The 13,934-nt window shown below is 71.0% G+C and carries 16 protein-coding genes; 6 read left to right on the top strand and 10 right to left on the bottom strand.

Going from position 1 to position 13,934, the window contains the following annotated elements; genetic code table 11:
- Positions 1-90 precede the first annotated feature (90 nt).
- Positions 91-408 (top strand): nucleotidyltransferase family protein, encoded by a 318-nt coding sequence (locus tag BW996_RS01980; protein ID WP_037482506.1) that lies wholly within the window; start codon positions 91-93, stop codon positions 406-408.
- Positions 398-745 carry a HepT-like ribonuclease domain-containing protein gene (locus BW996_RS01985; protein WP_037482504.1) on the top strand — a complete coding sequence of 116 codons (348 nt, stop codon included), beginning with the start codon at positions 398-400 and terminating at the stop codon, positions 743-745. Before BW996_RS01980 ends, BW996_RS01985 begins: the two co-directional genes overlap by 11 nt.
- Here BW996_RS01985 and BW996_RS01990 read toward each other — a convergent pair.
- On the bottom strand, positions 708-2,636 hold the full coding sequence (locus BW996_RS01990; RefSeq protein ID WP_051631982.1) for a DEAD/DEAH box helicase: 1,929 nt from the start codon (positions 2,634-2,636) through the stop codon (positions 708-710). The genes BW996_RS01985 and BW996_RS01990 overlap by 38 nt on opposite strands.
- 344 nt (positions 2,637-2,980) lie before the next feature.
- The gene (locus tag BW996_RS01995; RefSeq protein ID WP_081838138.1) at positions 2,981-4,138 is read right to left on the bottom strand and encodes a CaiB/BaiF CoA transferase family protein; all 1,158 of its coding nucleotides are present in this window, start codon (positions 4,136-4,138) and stop codon (positions 2,981-2,983) included.
- A 191-nt stretch (positions 4,139-4,329) separates the two neighbouring features.
- On the opposite strand from BW996_RS01995, the gene BW996_RS02000 reads away from it, so the two are divergent.
- Entirely contained in the window at positions 4,330-4,596 is a 267-nt protein-coding gene (locus BW996_RS02000; RefSeq protein ID WP_037482501.1) for a hypothetical protein, read from the top strand.
- 13 nt (positions 4,597-4,609) lie between these two features.
- Here the strand turns inward: BW996_RS02000 and rpe are convergent, their stop codons facing one another.
- From rpe to BW996_RS02020, 4 genes are all read right to left on the bottom strand, one after another.
- Positions 4,610-5,299 (bottom strand): ribulose-phosphate 3-epimerase, encoded by a 690-nt coding sequence (gene rpe / locus BW996_RS02005; RefSeq protein ID WP_037482498.1) that lies wholly within the window; start codon positions 5,297-5,299, stop codon positions 4,610-4,612.
- A gap of 61 nt (positions 5,300-5,360) precedes the next feature.
- Entirely contained in the window at positions 5,361-6,116 is a 756-nt protein-coding gene (locus tag BW996_RS02010; protein WP_037482497.1) for an SDR family oxidoreductase, read from the bottom strand.
- On the bottom strand, positions 6,113-6,535 hold the full coding sequence (locus BW996_RS02015) for a dihydroneopterin aldolase (RefSeq protein WP_037482495.1): 423 nt from the start codon (positions 6,533-6,535) through the stop codon (positions 6,113-6,115). The genes BW996_RS02010 and BW996_RS02015 overlap by 4 nt, the downstream gene beginning before the upstream one ends.
- Before the next feature lie 59 nt (positions 6,536-6,594).
- On the bottom strand, positions 6,595-6,813 hold the full coding sequence (locus tag BW996_RS02020; protein ID WP_037482493.1) for a heavy-metal-associated domain-containing protein: 219 nt from the start codon (positions 6,811-6,813) through the stop codon (positions 6,595-6,597).
- A gap of 86 nt (positions 6,814-6,899) precedes the next feature.
- Here BW996_RS02020 and apaG point away from each other — a divergent pair, with 86 nt between their 5' ends.
- Both apaG and tlpB read left to right on the top strand, forming a co-directional pair.
- On the top strand, positions 6,900-7,274 hold the full coding sequence (gene apaG / locus BW996_RS02025; RefSeq protein WP_037482551.1) for a Co2+/Mg2+ efflux facilitator ApaG/CorD: 375 nt from the start codon (positions 6,900-6,902) through the stop codon (positions 7,272-7,274).
- Positions 7,271-9,325 carry a transporter-like protein TlpB gene (gene tlpB, locus BW996_RS02030; RefSeq protein ID WP_310732042.1) on the top strand — a complete coding sequence of 685 codons (2,055 nt, stop codon included), beginning with the start codon at positions 7,271-7,273 and terminating at the stop codon, positions 9,323-9,325. The genes apaG and tlpB overlap by 4 nt, the downstream gene beginning before the upstream one ends.
- An 80-nt stretch (positions 9,326-9,405) precedes the next feature.
- On the opposite strand, the gene BW996_RS22375 is transcribed toward tlpB, so the two are convergent.
- Complete coding sequence (locus BW996_RS22375) at positions 9,406-9,531, bottom strand: hypothetical protein (protein ID WP_259373311.1); 126 nt, start codon at positions 9,529-9,531, stop codon at positions 9,406-9,408.
- Here BW996_RS22375 and mltA point away from each other — a divergent pair.
- Positions 9,530-10,855 (top strand): murein transglycosylase A, encoded by a 1,326-nt coding sequence (gene mltA, locus BW996_RS02035; protein WP_175619082.1) that lies wholly within the window; start codon positions 9,530-9,532, stop codon positions 10,853-10,855. The two genes, BW996_RS22375 and mltA, sit on opposite strands and share 2 nt — an antisense overlap.
- 12 nt (positions 10,856-10,867) lie before the next feature.
- Here the strand turns inward: mltA and BW996_RS02040 are convergent, their stop codons facing one another.
- From BW996_RS02040 to BW996_RS02050, 3 genes are all read right to left on the bottom strand, one after another.
- Positions 10,868-11,962 (bottom strand): GGDEF domain-containing protein, encoded by a 1,095-nt coding sequence (locus BW996_RS02040; protein ID WP_051631981.1) that lies wholly within the window; start codon positions 11,960-11,962, stop codon positions 10,868-10,870.
- A gap of 101 nt (positions 11,963-12,063) precedes the next feature.
- A complete protein-coding gene (locus BW996_RS02045) occupies positions 12,064-13,161 on the bottom strand; it encodes a GGDEF domain-containing protein (protein ID WP_051631980.1) in 1,098 nt (365 codons plus the stop codon).
- 95 nt (positions 13,162-13,256) lie between these two features.
- Positions 13,257-13,814 carry an Lrp/AsnC family transcriptional regulator gene (locus BW996_RS02050; RefSeq protein ID WP_037482492.1) on the bottom strand — a complete coding sequence of 186 codons (558 nt, stop codon included), beginning with the start codon at positions 13,812-13,814 and terminating at the stop codon, positions 13,257-13,259.
- Positions 13,815-13,934 lie beyond the last annotated feature (120 nt).

Consider the following 13,934-nt stretch of genomic DNA (forward strand, 5'->3'; position numbering starts at 1 on the left):
AACAGACCACGGCTTTCCAGAGTCTGCAGGGGTGTGGTGATCAATCGGGGCACGCTTGACGCCCACGCCCGATCGCCCTTCAATCCCCACATGGCCGTCCCCCGCTTCATCCTCGACCGCCGCGACGACATCGCCGCGCTGTGCCGCCAGCACCGTGCGCGGCGGTTGGAACTCTTCGGATCGGCCACCCGGCCGGACTTCTCACCGGAGACCAGCGATCTGGACTTTGTCGTGGACCTGCCCGAAGACCAGCCGCCGGGCGGCTACGCCGACGCCTTCTTCGGCCTGAAGCAAGGGCTGGAGCGGCTGTTCGATCGCCCGGTCGATCTGCTGACCGACGCCTCGCTGGTCAATCCCTATCTGCGCCAGCGCATCAACGCCGAACGGGTCGCGGTCTATGGCGCCTGAAGCGGCAACCTATCTGTGGGATGCGCTGAAGGCGGCGCGGCTGGCCATGCAGTTCGTGCAGGGGCGGTCATTCGACGACTACGGCGGCGATGCCATGCTGCGATCCGCCGTGGAGCGACAGCTCGAAATCGTCGGCGAAGCGCTCAACCAGTTGCGAAAGCTCGATCCGGAAACGGCAGGAACCTTCCCCGAACTGGCGCAGGCGGTCGGTCTGCGCAACATCCTGATCCACGGCTATGCGTCGGTGAACGACCGGCTGGTATGGGACGTCGCCAGCGGGCATCTGCCCCGGCTGGCACTCAGGCTTGAGCAGCGACTGGCGAATACGCCGCCCTGACAGCCCGCTCCCCCACCCCAGCCACAACCCTCTCCACCGCCCCCGACTCCCCACACGCCCCCAACACCAGCCGATACGTCGCCCGCGTCATCGCCACATACAGCAGGCGCCATTCCTCCTCCTCGCTGTGGTGCGCGTCCGGCACCGCCTGCAATCCGACGATGGCGACGGTGTGGAACTCCAGCCCCTTGGAGGCGTGCAGCGTGGTGAGCTTGACGCTGTCCGGCTCCCACGTCCCCGCGCGCTGCAGGCGCTGGGTGCGGACGCCGCGCTGGTGCAGCGCCTTTTCCACCGGGTCGAGCAGGTCATGCCGGCGCGCCAGGATGCCGACGTCGGCCGGTGACACGCCGTCCGTCAGCGCATCGACGAGGCGGTCGGCGACCAGTTCGGCTTCCTCGCGCGGCGTGCGCCCGCGCAGCAGTTCCGGCGCGGGGCCGCTGCGGCCGGCGCCGAGCGGGCTCTGCTGGACGATGTCGCTGTCGCCCTCGCCCACCCCGTCCGGCTCGCCGCCGCGCAGCAACTGGCCGGCGGTCGCGGTGGCGAGCTTCAGCACCTCGGCGGTGTTGCGGTAGTTCACCTTCAGCACGCTGGTGCGCCCGCGCGCCTCGATGCCGACGCTGGCGAAGCTGAACTTGCGGCGCGGCTGGCGGTAGATCGACTGCGCGTCGTCATACAGCACCAGCAGCGAGTTCGTCGCCGGATCGACCAACTGGGGCGCCAGCCGCAGCCACGCATCCTCGAAATCGTGCGCCTCGTCGATCATCAGCGCCGCGTACTGCGCCCGCGGGATGCGGCCATGCGCCACCGCCGCGACCACCCGGTCGGCCAGCGCGTCGTAGTCCGGCCGGAAGCCCTTCTTCGGGATGCCGAGCTGGTAGGTGTCGGCCATGTCGTAGCACCAGCCGTGGAAGGTGCGCACCTGCACCCGCTCGTCCAGCCCCCGCTGGCGCATCAGCGCGTCGATGCGCGCCGCCAGCGGCCGGTTGTAGCAAAGCACCAGGATCGGCCAGTCCGGCCGCGCCGCAGCCGCCAACTGCTGGGCGCGGTAGACGAGGATCATCGTCTTGCCCGACCCCGCCACGCCGTGGATGACCCGGTGCCCCTCGCCCATCGAGCGTGCGAGCTGCTCCTGCTGCAGGTCCATCACCAGCATCAGCGCGTCGCTCGGCGACGGCGCCGCCGCGGCGCCAGGCTCGCCCGCGCCGTCGCCGTCCTCGTCCAGCAGCGAGGCCTGCGTCTGCAGCCGGATCTCGGGGAAGAGGTGCCAGCGGATGCGGTCGCGCTGCGGCAAGGTCAACGCCGTCTTCAGGCGGAACTCCACCGTGAACATGCCCCACAGCCGCGCCTGGAAGACGGCCGGATCCAGCTCCTCGGCCAGATCCTCGCGGGTCAGCGTGGTGGCCGGCGGGAAGAACTCGTCCCAGTGCGGATCGGTGACGCGCTGGCGCTCGATGTTGGCGAACACCACGCCGCTGCCCCAGGGCACGACCAGATTGCCCTTGTGGCGCCCTTCGGTCTGGCACAGGCCGGGGTCGCGCTGCATCTGGTTGACCAGCTCGATCGCGTAGCCGCGCGCCTGCAGGCCGGGGTGGATCCTGCTCACCCGGCCCTGCCCGTTCGCCAGGTTCAGCTCGACATCGTGGCGCGAGACCTGGTGCAGCGCACCGGCCCGCCAGCCCTTGACCTCCAGCACCAGCAGGCCGCGGCCCGGATGCAGCACCACGAAGTCGGGCAGGCGGCCCTTGTTGCCCACCGGCACGTTGTGCCAGACGAGGTAGTCGTCCTCCAGACAGCGCTGGAGCTGGCGCAGCACGCGCCGCTCGGCGCCGCCGTCCTCGGTGTTGCGGCAACGTGCCGCGATGTTCTGGTATCCCTGTGGAAAGATGGCCAAGTCTGCACCCCTGAAGCGTGAATCGCTTTTTCTTGTTCAGGCTGGAAGCAGACCATAGCCGCTGAACGAGGGGGCCACCTGCGCCGGCCGGAGCCCGCAAAAGTGCGCCATTTTTCACAGTGCGGCAGCAGCCCACGCACCGCTTCGAGATGCGGCGTCGCGTCGCGCTGACTTGACACAGCGCCTGCGCGAACACCGCGCCGCCCCCGTCATGCCCGCGAAGGCGGGCACCCACGCATGAAGATGGCCGCACGGGGCGGGCGTGGGTCCTCGCATTCGCGAGGATGACGGGGTGGGGGGGAATGCGGCGCCTGTGCCGTTTCACGCGCCGGGACTGAAACCCCTCAACGCAGGGTCAGCGCGGGCGCCGTCAGCCGCTGCATCGCCGCGTCGCGCGACAGCGGCGCGGTGCCAAACAGCGCCGCGTGCGCGTCGAGCACCGGCGTGACGCAGCAGTCCTGGCCGGCGAAGCGCTCGGCCCAGGCGGCCAGCGGCGCGCCAGCGATCACGCCCGCCAGCGCGTCGATCAGCGCCCGGGCCGCGGTGCTGCCGGGCGCCTCGCCGCGGCTCCAGTGGCGCTCGCGCCAGTCGGGGCGGCCGATCACGTCGCACACGCCCTGCCAGAACTTCAGCTCCAGCGCGCCCACCGCCAGCCAGCCGCCGTCGGCGCAGCGGTAGAGGTTGTAGCAGGCCACGCCGCCATTGAGCAGCGAGGCCCCGGCCTGCGGCGCGCCGCCCTCGGCCAGCGCCTCGCAGCCGAGAATGACCTGGTGCTGGCGCACCGCGTCGGTCATCGACACGTCGACCTCGCGGCCCTGGCCGCTCCACTGCGCCCCCAGCACCGCCGCCAGCGTGCCGATCGCCGCGGTCTGCGCGCCGCCGAGCTGGTCGGCGATCTGCAGGTGGCTGAAGACCGGGCGGCCATCATCCGGCGTGCGGGTCTGGTCGACCACGCCGGCCAGCGCCAGGTAGTTCAGGTCGTGACCGGCCGCCAGCCGCAGCGGCCCTTGCTGCCCGTAGCCGCTGATGCGGGTCAGCACGATGGCCGGATTGATCGCCCGCAGCGCCTCGTAGCCCAGGCCGAGCCGCTCCATCACGCCGGGGCGAAAGCCCTCGACCACCGCGTGCGCCTCGGCCACCAGCGCGCGCAAGTGATCGAGCTGGGCGGGATCCTTCAGGTCGAGCGTCAGCCGGCGCTTGCCGTGGTTGACCACCCGGTAGAAGTGCGAGACGCCGTCGTCGCCGGCGCCCATGAAGGCCGCGTCGTCGCCCGGCAGGCCCGGCCGGCCGGGCAGCGGCGGCTCGACCTTCAGCACCTGCGCGCCCAGATCGGCCAGATGCCGGCAGGCCATCGGCCCGGGCAGCAGCCGCGACAGGTCGAGCACGCGCAGCGGCGCCAGCACCGGCGGGCGGGCGTCGCCATCCGGCGACGACGGCCCCGCATGGGCCCGAATCGAAACCGAATCGTTCCATTGTGTCGGCCAGAAGGCGGTGGGGCGCATGGACTGTGACTTTCGTCGGCATCTGCCGATAAGCACCGCGCAACAGCCCCGCCAACTGTGGACGCCAGGCTCGGCGGGCGAGCCTTCGGCATTCAGATGAGGGATCGCCTCGCGGACCTGGGGTTTCTACAGTGGACACCAAGCCGGATCGTCACCGGACGGCATCGACACAACACAGAGAGGTTCCCCATATGGACAAGACCACGCACAAGCCGGGTGCCGCACCGCCCGCACGCCAGCGCCACCCGTGGCGGCTGGCGGGTCTGCTGATCGGCTCGACGCTGGTGGCCAGCACCGCCGCCGCGATGAATGGCGCGATCGACCTGCCGGTCCTCGGCCCGCTGTTCGTGCAGACCGACCGGGTCGATGCCTCGCTGCTCGAGCAGGTCGCGCTGGCGGCGGGCGGCCTGCTCGCGCTGGCCTTCATCAGCCGGCGCCGTCGTCCGGGCCGGCTCTGAACGAGACGCCCGTTCAGCGCGCCAGCTCGGCGCGCATCGCGTCGATGACGGCCTGGTAGTCGGGCGCGTTGAAGATCGCGCTGCCGGCCACGAAGGTGTCGGCGCCCGCGTCGGCGATGCGGCGGATGTTGTCGGTCTTGACGCCGCCGTCGATCTCCAGACGGATGTCGCGGCCGGAGGCGTCGATGATGCGGCGCACCTTCTCGGCCTTGCGCAGCGTGCTGTCGATGAAGCTCTGGCCGCCGAAGCCGGGGTTCACGCTCATCAGCAGCACCACGTCGACCTTGTCGATCACCCACTCCAGCACGTCGACCGGCATGTGCGGGTTGAAGACCAGACCGGCCTGGCAGCCCTCGGCCTGGATGAGCTGCAGCGTGCGGTCGACGTGCGTCGAGGCGTCCGGGTGAAAGGTGACGATGTCGGCGCCGGCCTTGGCAAAGGCCTGGGCCAGCGCGTCGACCGGCTGCACCATCAGGTGCACGTCAATCGGGGCCGGGGTGCCGTCGGGCTTGACGGCGTGCTTCTTCAGCGCCTGGCAGACCATCGGGCCGAAGGTCAGGTTGGGGACGTAATGGTTGTCCATCACGTCGAAATGGATCCAGTCGGCGCCGGCGGCCAGCACGTTCTTCACTTCCTCGCCCAGGCGGGCGAAGTCGGCCGACAGGATGGACGGGGCGATGCGGTAGGTGGGGGTGGAGCTCATGGCCCGGAATTCTAGGGGCCGGTAACAGAGCGGTTTCAGGAATATCCCGAGGCGGCGGCGTTCAGGCGGCCGGCTCCTTCCACTGGCGCAGATGCTGGCCGGCATCGACGAAGATCGTCTGCGCGGTCACCCGGCGGGCGTCGAGCAGCCAGGCCACCGCATCGGCCACCTCGGCCGGATCGACCGCGCCCTGCAGCGGCGTGGCCTGCGCGGCGGCGGCGAAGGCGGCCTGGTCGGCCTCGGGCAGCGGCAGCGTCGGCCCCGGCGCGACCGCATTGACCCGGAACGGCGCCAGCGCCAGCGCCAGGCGCTTCATCGCCGCATGCATCGCGCCCTTGGACAGGCAGTAGCTCAGGAACTGCTCGTGCAGGTTCTCGACGTTCTGGTCCAGCAGCAGCACCGCCTGCCCGCGCGGGAAGGCCTGCGCCAGCGCCAGCATCATCCGCACCGGCGTCTCGTAGTGGACCGCGTGGTGGAGATGCCAGCGCGCGCCGGTCACGCTGCGGCGGTCGTCGTTCTCGAAGGCGCTGGCGTTGTGCACCAGCGCGATCTCGGCGCCCTCGCCCAGGGTCTCGCGCAGCCGCGCCAGCAGCGCCTCGAAGGAAGCCAGCGCCGCCTCCGGCTCGGCCAGATCGGCCACCCAGATGCCGGGCGAGGCCGCGCCGTGCAGCGCGTGCGCCAGCGCCTCGGCACGGGCGGCGCCCTGGCGCGCATGCACCAGCACCGTCCAGCCCCGCGCGGCCAGCGTGCGCGAGATCACCTCGCCGACCCGCGCGTGGCCGCCGGTGACGATGGCCAGCCGCTGCGGCGCGCTCATGCGCCGGCCTGGGCGCGGGCCCGCGCCACCGCGTCGACCTTCATCAGCAGGTCGCGGTCGACATGGGTGAAGAAGCCGATGCTCTCGACGCCCTCGTAGCGCTCGGTCTTGCGGATGCGCACGTCCACGCTCTCGACATGCTCGCTCTCGAGCACCCGGCGCGCGATCTTCAGCGCCATCGACTCCTGCAGGATGTGATGGCCCTCGGCGACCGTCGTGGTGATCGCGTCGAGCGCCTGCAGGTAGTCGTAGGGCATCTCGTAGCGGTCGAGATACAGGGCCGGATCGAAGAACAGGTTCACCCGCAGGTCGACGATCGTCTCCTGGGTGACGCCATGCTCGTCGGGCGCGCAGCCGATCTGCGCGCGCGCGCGGTAGCCGTTGATCTCGAAATGCGGATTCTGGGTGGGGCTGGGCATGCGGTTTTCTATCATGCCCGGCAACTCCCCGCGCGACGCCGCAGCGTTCGGCGACAGCGTCAGGCCGGCAACGCCGCCTCGAAGCCGGCGTCGTCGATCGCGGCCAGCAGCTGCTGCGGCGAGACCTGCGCGGCGTCGAAGCGCACCGTCGCCTCGCCGCGCTCGAGCGAGACCTCGGCATGCTCGACGCCGGGCAGCGCCGACAGCACGCCGCTGACGCTGCGCACGCAGCCGCCGCAGCTCATGCCGGCAATCTTCAGGGTCAGTTCGGTGGACATCGCGATTCCTTTCACGGTCGAAGGTCGGTTGGGGCCAGGAAATCCTGGAACATGGGGATATTCCCATGGCGTCTATGATGCCCCGCATGCCCAAGCCCCAGTTCACCTGCACCGTCACGCCCGCGTATCTGGCCGAGCAGTCCGATGCCGCCCAGGGCGTCTATGCGTTCTCGTACACCGTCACGGTGGTCAACACCGGCGATGTCGCCGGCCAGCTGATCGGCCGGCACTGGGTCATCGTCGATGGCGCCGGCCATGTCGAGCAGGTCCGCGGCCTGGGTGTCGTCGGCCACCAGCCGATGCTGCAGCCCGGCGAGCGCTTCGAATACACCAGCTGGACCCGGCTGGCCACGCCGCGCGGGCGCATGCGCGGCACCTATTTCTGCATGACCGACGAAGCCCGCCCCTTCGAGGCCGAGATTCCTGAATTCGAGCTGTCGCAGGCTCACGCGCTGCATTGAAGGGCCTGCTGCAGACCCTGCGCGGCTGGCGCCGCCCGAGCCCGTCGACCGGCGACGGCGATCTGAGCGCGCTGCTGGACACGGCCGACGCCCGCGCGCCCCGGCCGGAGCGGCATCTGTGGCTGATCCGTCTGGCCGAATGGCTGCGCCGGCCGCTCGGCCGCCAGGACAGCGCCCCGGCGCCGCTGCACCGCCTGCGGCTGCTGCTCGACGTGCTCGAGGCGCATCCCGAGCATGCGCGCCGGGTGCGCACGCTGCTGCAGTCGATCTTCGGCACGCTGGACGCCACCACGCTGCTGGCCGACTTCGGCTTCTCGCCGCGCTCGGGCTTCAGCAGCGAATTCTCGGAGCGGCTGCGCACGCGGCTGCTGCCGGCCACGCCCGACACCGGCGACCTCGGCCAGCTCTTCCAGATGGTGCTGCATGACGTCGGCGACGCCGCCTGGCTCGAGGCGATCGACGAGGCCACGCTGCAGCGCCTGGGCGCGCTGCTGCTCGACGAGCCGCAGACACGGCACTGGCGCGGCGCGCTCATCGATTCGGTGCAGATGCTCGCCAGCCAGATCCGCGCGGTGGCGCTGTCGGCGGCGATCCGGCCGCGGCTCGACCCGGCGCTGCTGGCCGACCGACCCTTCTTCCAGCTCGCGCAGAGCGCCGCGCAGCTCGCCGAGGCCGAGGCGGCCGGCGACGGCGGCGCGCAGCTGCAGCAGATCCGCTACCTGCGCGCGCTGCTGTCGACCTGCCGGCGCGCGATCGACAGCGTGCGCGAGCACCTCGAGGAGCACGGCGTCTCGGTCGACATCGTCTTCCAGGTCGAGCAGGTCCACGAGCGCATCGACCGCATCGAGGCGCTGCTGGGCTGCCTGGCCTCGCCGGCGCCAGCGCGCGACTGGCAGTGGCTGCTGGCGCAGCTCGCTCGGGGCGTGCAGGGCCGGCGCAGCCTGGGCCGGCTGTTCTCGCACCACTACTCGATGCTGGCGCGCAAGGTGGCCGAGCGCAGCGCCGCCACCGGCGAGCACTACATCACCCGCAACCGCGCCGAATGGCGCGACATGCTGAGCCGGGCCTGCGGCGGCGGCCTGGTGATCGCCGGCACCACGCTGATGAAGTTCGCCATCGGCGCGCTCGGGCTGTCGGCCTTCTGGGGCGGCTTCTGGGCCGGCATGAACTACGCGGTCAGCTTCGTGATGGTGCAGCTGCTGCACTGGACGGTGGCGACCAAGCAGCCGGCGATGACCGCGCCGGCGATGGCTGCGCGGCTCGAGCATGTCGGCGACAGCGACGCGGCGATCGAGGACTTCGTCGACGAGGTCGCGCACCTGCTGCGCAGCCAGATCGCCGGCATCATCGGCAACGTGATGACGGTCATGCCGGTGGTGCTGCTGCTGCAGGCGCTGGCCTGGCTGGTGCAGGACGCGCCGCTGATCGCCGACAAGACCGCGCACTACGCGCTGCACAACCTGACGCTGCTGGGGCCGACGCTGGGCTTCGCCGCCTTCACCGGCGTGCTGCTGTTCGCCTCCAGCCTGATCGCCGGCTGGGTGGAGAACGCCTTCGTCTTTCACCGCATCGACAGCGCGATCGCCTGGAACCCCGGCTTCGTGCGCCGGCTGGGCCCGGAGCGGGCGCAGCGCTGGTCGCGCTGGTGGCGCGAGAACATTTCCGGCCTCGCCGCGAATGTCTCGCTCGGGCTGATGCTGGGCATCGTGCCAGTGCTGGCGGCCTTCTTCGGCCTGCCGGTCGAGGTGCGCCATGTGACGCTGTCGGCCGGGCAGATCGCCGCGGCGCTGGGCACGCTGGGCGTGCAGGTGCTGCACGAGCCGGGCTTCTGGTGGTGCATGGCCGCGATCCCGCTGACCGGCATGCTCAACGTGCTGGTGAGCTTCCTGCTGGCCTTCCGGCTGGCGCTGCGCTCGCGCGGGCTGAAGGTGCGTGACCGCAGCCGCATCCATGCAGCGCTGCGCCGCCGGCTGCGCCAGGCGCCGGCCAGCTTCCTGTGGCCGACCGCGCAGGTCGAGCAGGCAGCGGCCGGACGCGTGTCAGACCACTGAGCCCGGCGCATTTCCGGCCGCCCCGGACCGGGCGATCGCGCTACAGTCGCGGCGCGCTGCCGGGCGGGCGGGCTCAGGCCTCAGTCCTTTGACGGCGGCTCGTCGCGGCGGCGCTCGCCGCCACGGCGGCCCGAGAACATCGTCCACCAGACGATGCCCACCAGCAGCAGCCCGGCCCCCAGTGCTTCGAGAATCAGCAGCGTCATGTCGTCCTCGCCCTCGTTCTTCCGATCCCGTTCCGTCGGCCTGTGCCGCGCGGCGCTCCGGCCCCGCAGCGGGCTGCCCCTGGCCGCCGCGCTGATTCTAGGCACGCTGGCCGGCTGCAGCACCCCGCCGCGCCCGACCGACAGCGTGCCGCCGCTGGAGATTCCGCCCTCGGTGCAGACGCCGCCGCCGCTGGCCAGCGATGCCGAGGTGCGCACCACCCCGCGCGGGCGCTGGGTCAAGGCCGAATGGCGCGACCTGCCCGGCTGGGAGCAGGACACGCTGACGCTGGCCTGGCCGGCGCTGACCCGCAGCTGCGACAAGGCCCTGACCGCCGCCAACGGCGGCAACACCAGCGGGCGCGGCCTGGCCGCCGCCGCGGTGGCCACCGGCACCGTCGGCCTGAGCCCGTTTGCGGTCGCCTCGGCCTGGAATGCCACCTGCCGCGAGGTTCGCCGCCTGGGCCCGACGCCTTCCGAGGCACAGGTGCGCCAGCTGCTGCAGCAGCGCCTGCAGCCCTGGCGGATCGAGAGCACCGAGGGCAAGACCGACGGCCTGCTGACCGGCTACTTCGAGCCGCTGCTCGAGGCCAGCCGCACCCGCACCGCCCGCCACACCGTGCCGATCCATGCGGTGCCGGTCGATCTGGCCAGCCGCAAGCCCTGGTACACCCGCGGCGAGATCGACAGCCTGCCGGCCGCGCAGGCCGCGCTCAAGGGCCGCGAGATCGCCTGGCTGGCCGATCCGATGGACCTGCTGCTGGTGCAGATCCAGGGCTCGGGCCGGCTGGCCTTCACCGCCCCGGACGGACAGCGCAGCATCACCCGCCTGGCCTTCGCCGGGCACAACGACCAGCCCTACCAATCGGTCGGCCGCTGGCTGGTCGAGCAAGGCGCCTTCACGCTGGAGCAGGCCAGCTGGCCGGCGATCCGCCAGTGGGCGCGCCAGAACCCGCAGCGCGTCAAGGAAATGCTGGCGGTCAACACCCGCTACGTCTTCTTCCGCGAGGAGCCGCTGCCCGATCCGTCGATCGGTGCGGTCGGCGCGCAGGGCGTGCCGCTGACGCCAGGCCGCTCGATCGCGGTCGACAAGGACAGCATTCCCTACGGCACCCCGGTCTGGCTGGCCAGCACCGAGCCGCAGCCCTGGAGCGCCACGCCGCCCGCGCCGCGCCCGCTGCAGCGCCTGGTGGTCGCGCAGGACACCGGCAGCGCCATCATCGGCGCGGTGCGGGCCGACTACTTCTGGGGCTGGGGCGACGGCGCCGAGGACCGCGCCGGCCGCACCAAGCAGCCGCTGCGCCTGTGGGCGCTGTGGCCGAAGTGAGCTGAACCCGCATCAGCCCAGCGCGGTGCACCCGCGCCCGGCCTGCTTGGCGCGGTACATCGCCTGATCGGCGCGCTCGATGACGGCGTCGATATCCTCGGCGCCGTGGCACTCGCCGATGCCGGCCGAGAAGCTCATCACCAGCACCGGCGAGACGCCCGGCAGCGGATGCCGCATCAGCCGCCGGCGCAGCCGGTCCACGCAGGCCTGCGCCTGCTCCGGACGGGTTTCCGGCAGCAGCAGCAGAAATTCCTCGCCGCCCCACCGGCCGACGATGTCGGTGCTGCCGCGCAGCTCGTCCTCGGCCAGCCGGGCGAAATGGCACAGGGCCTGATCCCCGATCGGGTGGCCGTGCTCGTCGTTGATGCGCTTGAAGTGATCGATGTCGATCAGCGCGACCGACAGCGGCACCGGTTCGGCGCCGAACTGCCCGAGGCGCTCGCGCAGCGTGCGCCGGTTGGGCAGGCCGGTCAGCTCGTCGCGTGTGGCCATCTCGTGGATTCTGGCCAGCGCCTGACGCAGCTCCTCGCGCTGATCGGACAGACGCCGGCGCAGCTGGCCGAAGCGGATCGTCAGGATGGCCACCGCACCCAGCGCCAGCACCGCGATGCCGGCATGAATGATCTCGACCTCGGACGGATGGCGCTGCGGATCGAAGCGGTTGCACAGCACCATCACCACCGCCAGCTCCAGGCCGGCCAGCAGGGCCATCGCCCGCGCCTGGCCCGGGCGCAGCACGAACATGCCGAAGGTCAGCACCACGATCAGCATCACCACCACCACGCCGCGGGCCTCGCCCAGCACCGCGTAGGCCCAGCAGACCTCGGTGATCGCGCAGCTCATCTGCACCAGGGTCAGCGAGGGCTCAGGCGGGTGCAGCACCTCGTTCCAGCCGCTGCGGATCAAGAGATAGAGGCCGCCTGCGGTCGACAGGCTGAAGGCGGTCAGCGTGAAGGCCCGATCCGCCTCAGCCAGTCCGAGCAGCACCGCCATCTGCAGGATCAGCGCGAACAGCAGGAAGACCCCGAGCGAGAGCAGGGTCTGCGACACCCGAACCCGCTGCCGCCCGGCCGGTCCCAGCACGAGGCACACGAGCAGATGCACCATCGGATGCAGCCTGTCCGCAACCGGCTGCTTGCAGGGAGATGAGGCGTGAAACGGCTTGGCCATGCCGGCCTATCGACGCCGGCATGGTCGACTTGACCGGATCAGGCCAGCTCGGAGCGGTCGCGCCCGGCGGCCTTGGCGCGGTAGAGCGCCCGGTCGGCGCGCTCGATCGCGCTGTCGATGTCGCCCTGCCCCAGGCAGCTGCCGACCCCGGCCGAGAAGGTGATGCGCAGGCCCGGCTCGACCCGGTCGAAGGGCTGCTGGCGCAGGCTCTCGCGCAGGCGCTCGACCGCCTGCAGCGCCGGCTCGGCACCGGTGCCGGGCAGCAGCAGCAGGAACTCCTCGCCACCCCAGCGCGCCATCACGTCGGCGCCGCGCAGCTCGGCCTCGATGCGCTGCGCAAAGCCGCGCAGCACCGCGTCGCCGGCCGCGTGCCCCAGGCGGTCGTTGATCTGCTTGAAATGATCGATGTCGATCAGCGCCAGCGACAGCGGCGCCTTCAGCCGCGCATGGCGCGCGGTCTCGGTCAGCAGCAGCTCGCCCATCGCACGGCGGTTGGGCAGCCCGGTCAGCTCATCGCGAGTGGCGATCTCGCTGAGCTTCTCGAGCGCACGGGCCAGCGCGGTGCGCTGGTCGCGCAGGCGCTGGCGCAGCCGCGCCATGCGCAGCGACAGCAGCGTCACGCCGATCAGCACCAGCGCGGTCACGCCCAGATGGACCGCCTCGACCTCGGCGCGGTAGCGAAATGGATCGGCCAGCGTCATCGCCCGCATCACGGCAGCCAGCATCACCAGCGCGACGCCGGCCAGCACCAGGGCCTGCCGGCGCTGCAGCGCGAACATCGAGAACATCACCACCACCGCCAGCAACGCCAGCACCGCCCCGCGCGCCTGACCGGTCACCGTGTAGAGCCAAGTGGTCAGCAGCACGCCCACGAGCGTCTGCGGCAGCGTCAGCGAGGGCTCGCAGCCGCAGCGCAGCGCCAGCCGGCGGTTGACGCCGCTGCGCATCAGCGCGTAGCCCAGCAGGCCGGCCAGGCCCATCGCCAGCATCGGCGGCAGCACGCGGGCGCGGTCCAGCAGCGCGGCCTCACCCCGGCTGACCAGCCACAGCAGCAGCACCAGCGCCAGATAGCCCCCCAGGCCGATCAGGCTCTGGGTGATGCGCCAGCGCTGCTGGCCTGGCGGGCCCAGCAGCAAGGCAACAGCGCGGGATGAGAATGAATGCACGAAAAAATGGAAACACAGTGTTACCTTCGTGAATATTGAACGATTCCCGCCCCGCTGCCCATCCCTCAGGTCCGGCCACGCAAGTGCGTGAGCGGCAAATGCGTGAGCGGCCAGACCGAGCCCGCCGGCTTGACCTCGCCGAGCGAGAAGCTGGTGTGCATGTCCTTGACGTTCGGCAGCTTGAAGAGTGTGTCCCGGGCCCATCGCGAGTACGCATCCAGATCGGTGGTGACCACCTGCAGCTCGAAGGTGCCGGTGCCGCTGATGTAGTGGCAGGCGACGACCTCGGGCAGGGCGCGGATCCCATCCTCGAGAGCCTGTGTTGCTGCGGCGTTGTTTCGTTCTGCGTCGATGCGAACGAATGCAAAGACGCCCAAGCCAATTCGCCTTCTGTCGATTTCCGCACGATAGCCGGTGATGTAGCCCTCCTCCTCCAGACGCTTCACGCGGCGCCAAGTGGGAGCCGCCGACAGGCCGATGCGGCTGGCCAGCTCGGCGTTCGACAGCCGGCCGTCACGCTGCAGCTCGCCCAGGATCGCGATGTCGTAGCGGTCCAGATCGGTGCCCGCTGGCGTGCGGGTTATCCCTGAAATCGCGTTTTCCTGAAATTCTCTTTCGCTCATGATCTTTTCCGAGGATGAATGTTGCTCAGATTAGCGGACAAGCGCCATCGAAAGAAAACACCTCTCGGGACAGGGCTCCTAGACTGGCGGCATCGGCGCCGACCGGCCCACCCTGCCGCG

It is taken from the genome of Sphaerotilus natans, from assembly GCF_900156335.1.
Lineage (GTDB): Bacteria > Pseudomonadota > Gammaproteobacteria > Burkholderiales > Burkholderiaceae_C > Sphaerotilus > Sphaerotilus natans.

Bases quoted from the DNA above. Each gene is read 5' to 3' on its own strand.
- rpe (WP_037482498.1), bottom strand. From the start codon at position 5,299: ATGAGCTCCACCCCCACCTACCGCATCGCCCCGTCCATCCTGTCGGCC.
- apaG (WP_037482551.1), top strand. From the start codon at position 6,900: ATGCCCAAGCCCCAGTTCACCTGCACCGTCACGCCCGCGTATCTGGCC.
- BW996_RS01985 (WP_037482504.1), top strand. From the start codon at position 398: ATGGCGCCTGAAGCGGCAACCTATCTGTGGGATGCGCTGAAGGCGGCG.
- BW996_RS02050 (WP_037482492.1), bottom strand. From the start codon at position 13,814: ATGAGCGAAAGAGAATTTCAGGAAAACGCGATTTCAGGGATAACCCGC.
- BW996_RS01995 (WP_081838138.1), bottom strand. From the start codon at position 4,138: ATGCGCCCCACCGCCTTCTGGCCGACACAATGGAACGATTCGGTTTCG.
- BW996_RS22375 (WP_259373311.1), bottom strand. From the start codon at position 9,531: ATGACGCTGCTGATTCTCGAAGCACTGGGGGCCGGGCTGCTGCTGGTG.
- BW996_RS02010 (WP_037482497.1), bottom strand. From the start codon at position 6,116: ATGAGCGCGCCGCAGCGGCTGGCCATCGTCACCGGCGGCCACGCGCGG.
- BW996_RS02000 (WP_037482501.1), top strand. From the start codon at position 4,330: ATGGACAAGACCACGCACAAGCCGGGTGCCGCACCGCCCGCACGCCAG.
- BW996_RS02020 (WP_037482493.1), bottom strand. From the start codon at position 6,813: ATGTCCACCGAACTGACCCTGAAGATTGCCGGCATGAGCTGCGGCGGC.
- BW996_RS01980 (WP_037482506.1), top strand. From the start codon at position 91: ATGGCCGTCCCCCGCTTCATCCTCGACCGCCGCGACGACATCGCCGCG.
- BW996_RS02040 (WP_051631981.1), bottom strand. From the start codon at position 11,962: ATGGTGCATCTGCTCGTGTGCCTCGTGCTGGGACCGGCCGGGCGGCAG.
- mltA (WP_175619082.1), top strand. From the start codon at position 9,530: ATGTCGTCCTCGCCCTCGTTCTTCCGATCCCGTTCCGTCGGCCTGTGC.
- BW996_RS02015 (WP_037482495.1), bottom strand. From the start codon at position 6,535: ATGCCCAGCCCCACCCAGAATCCGCATTTCGAGATCAACGGCTACCGC.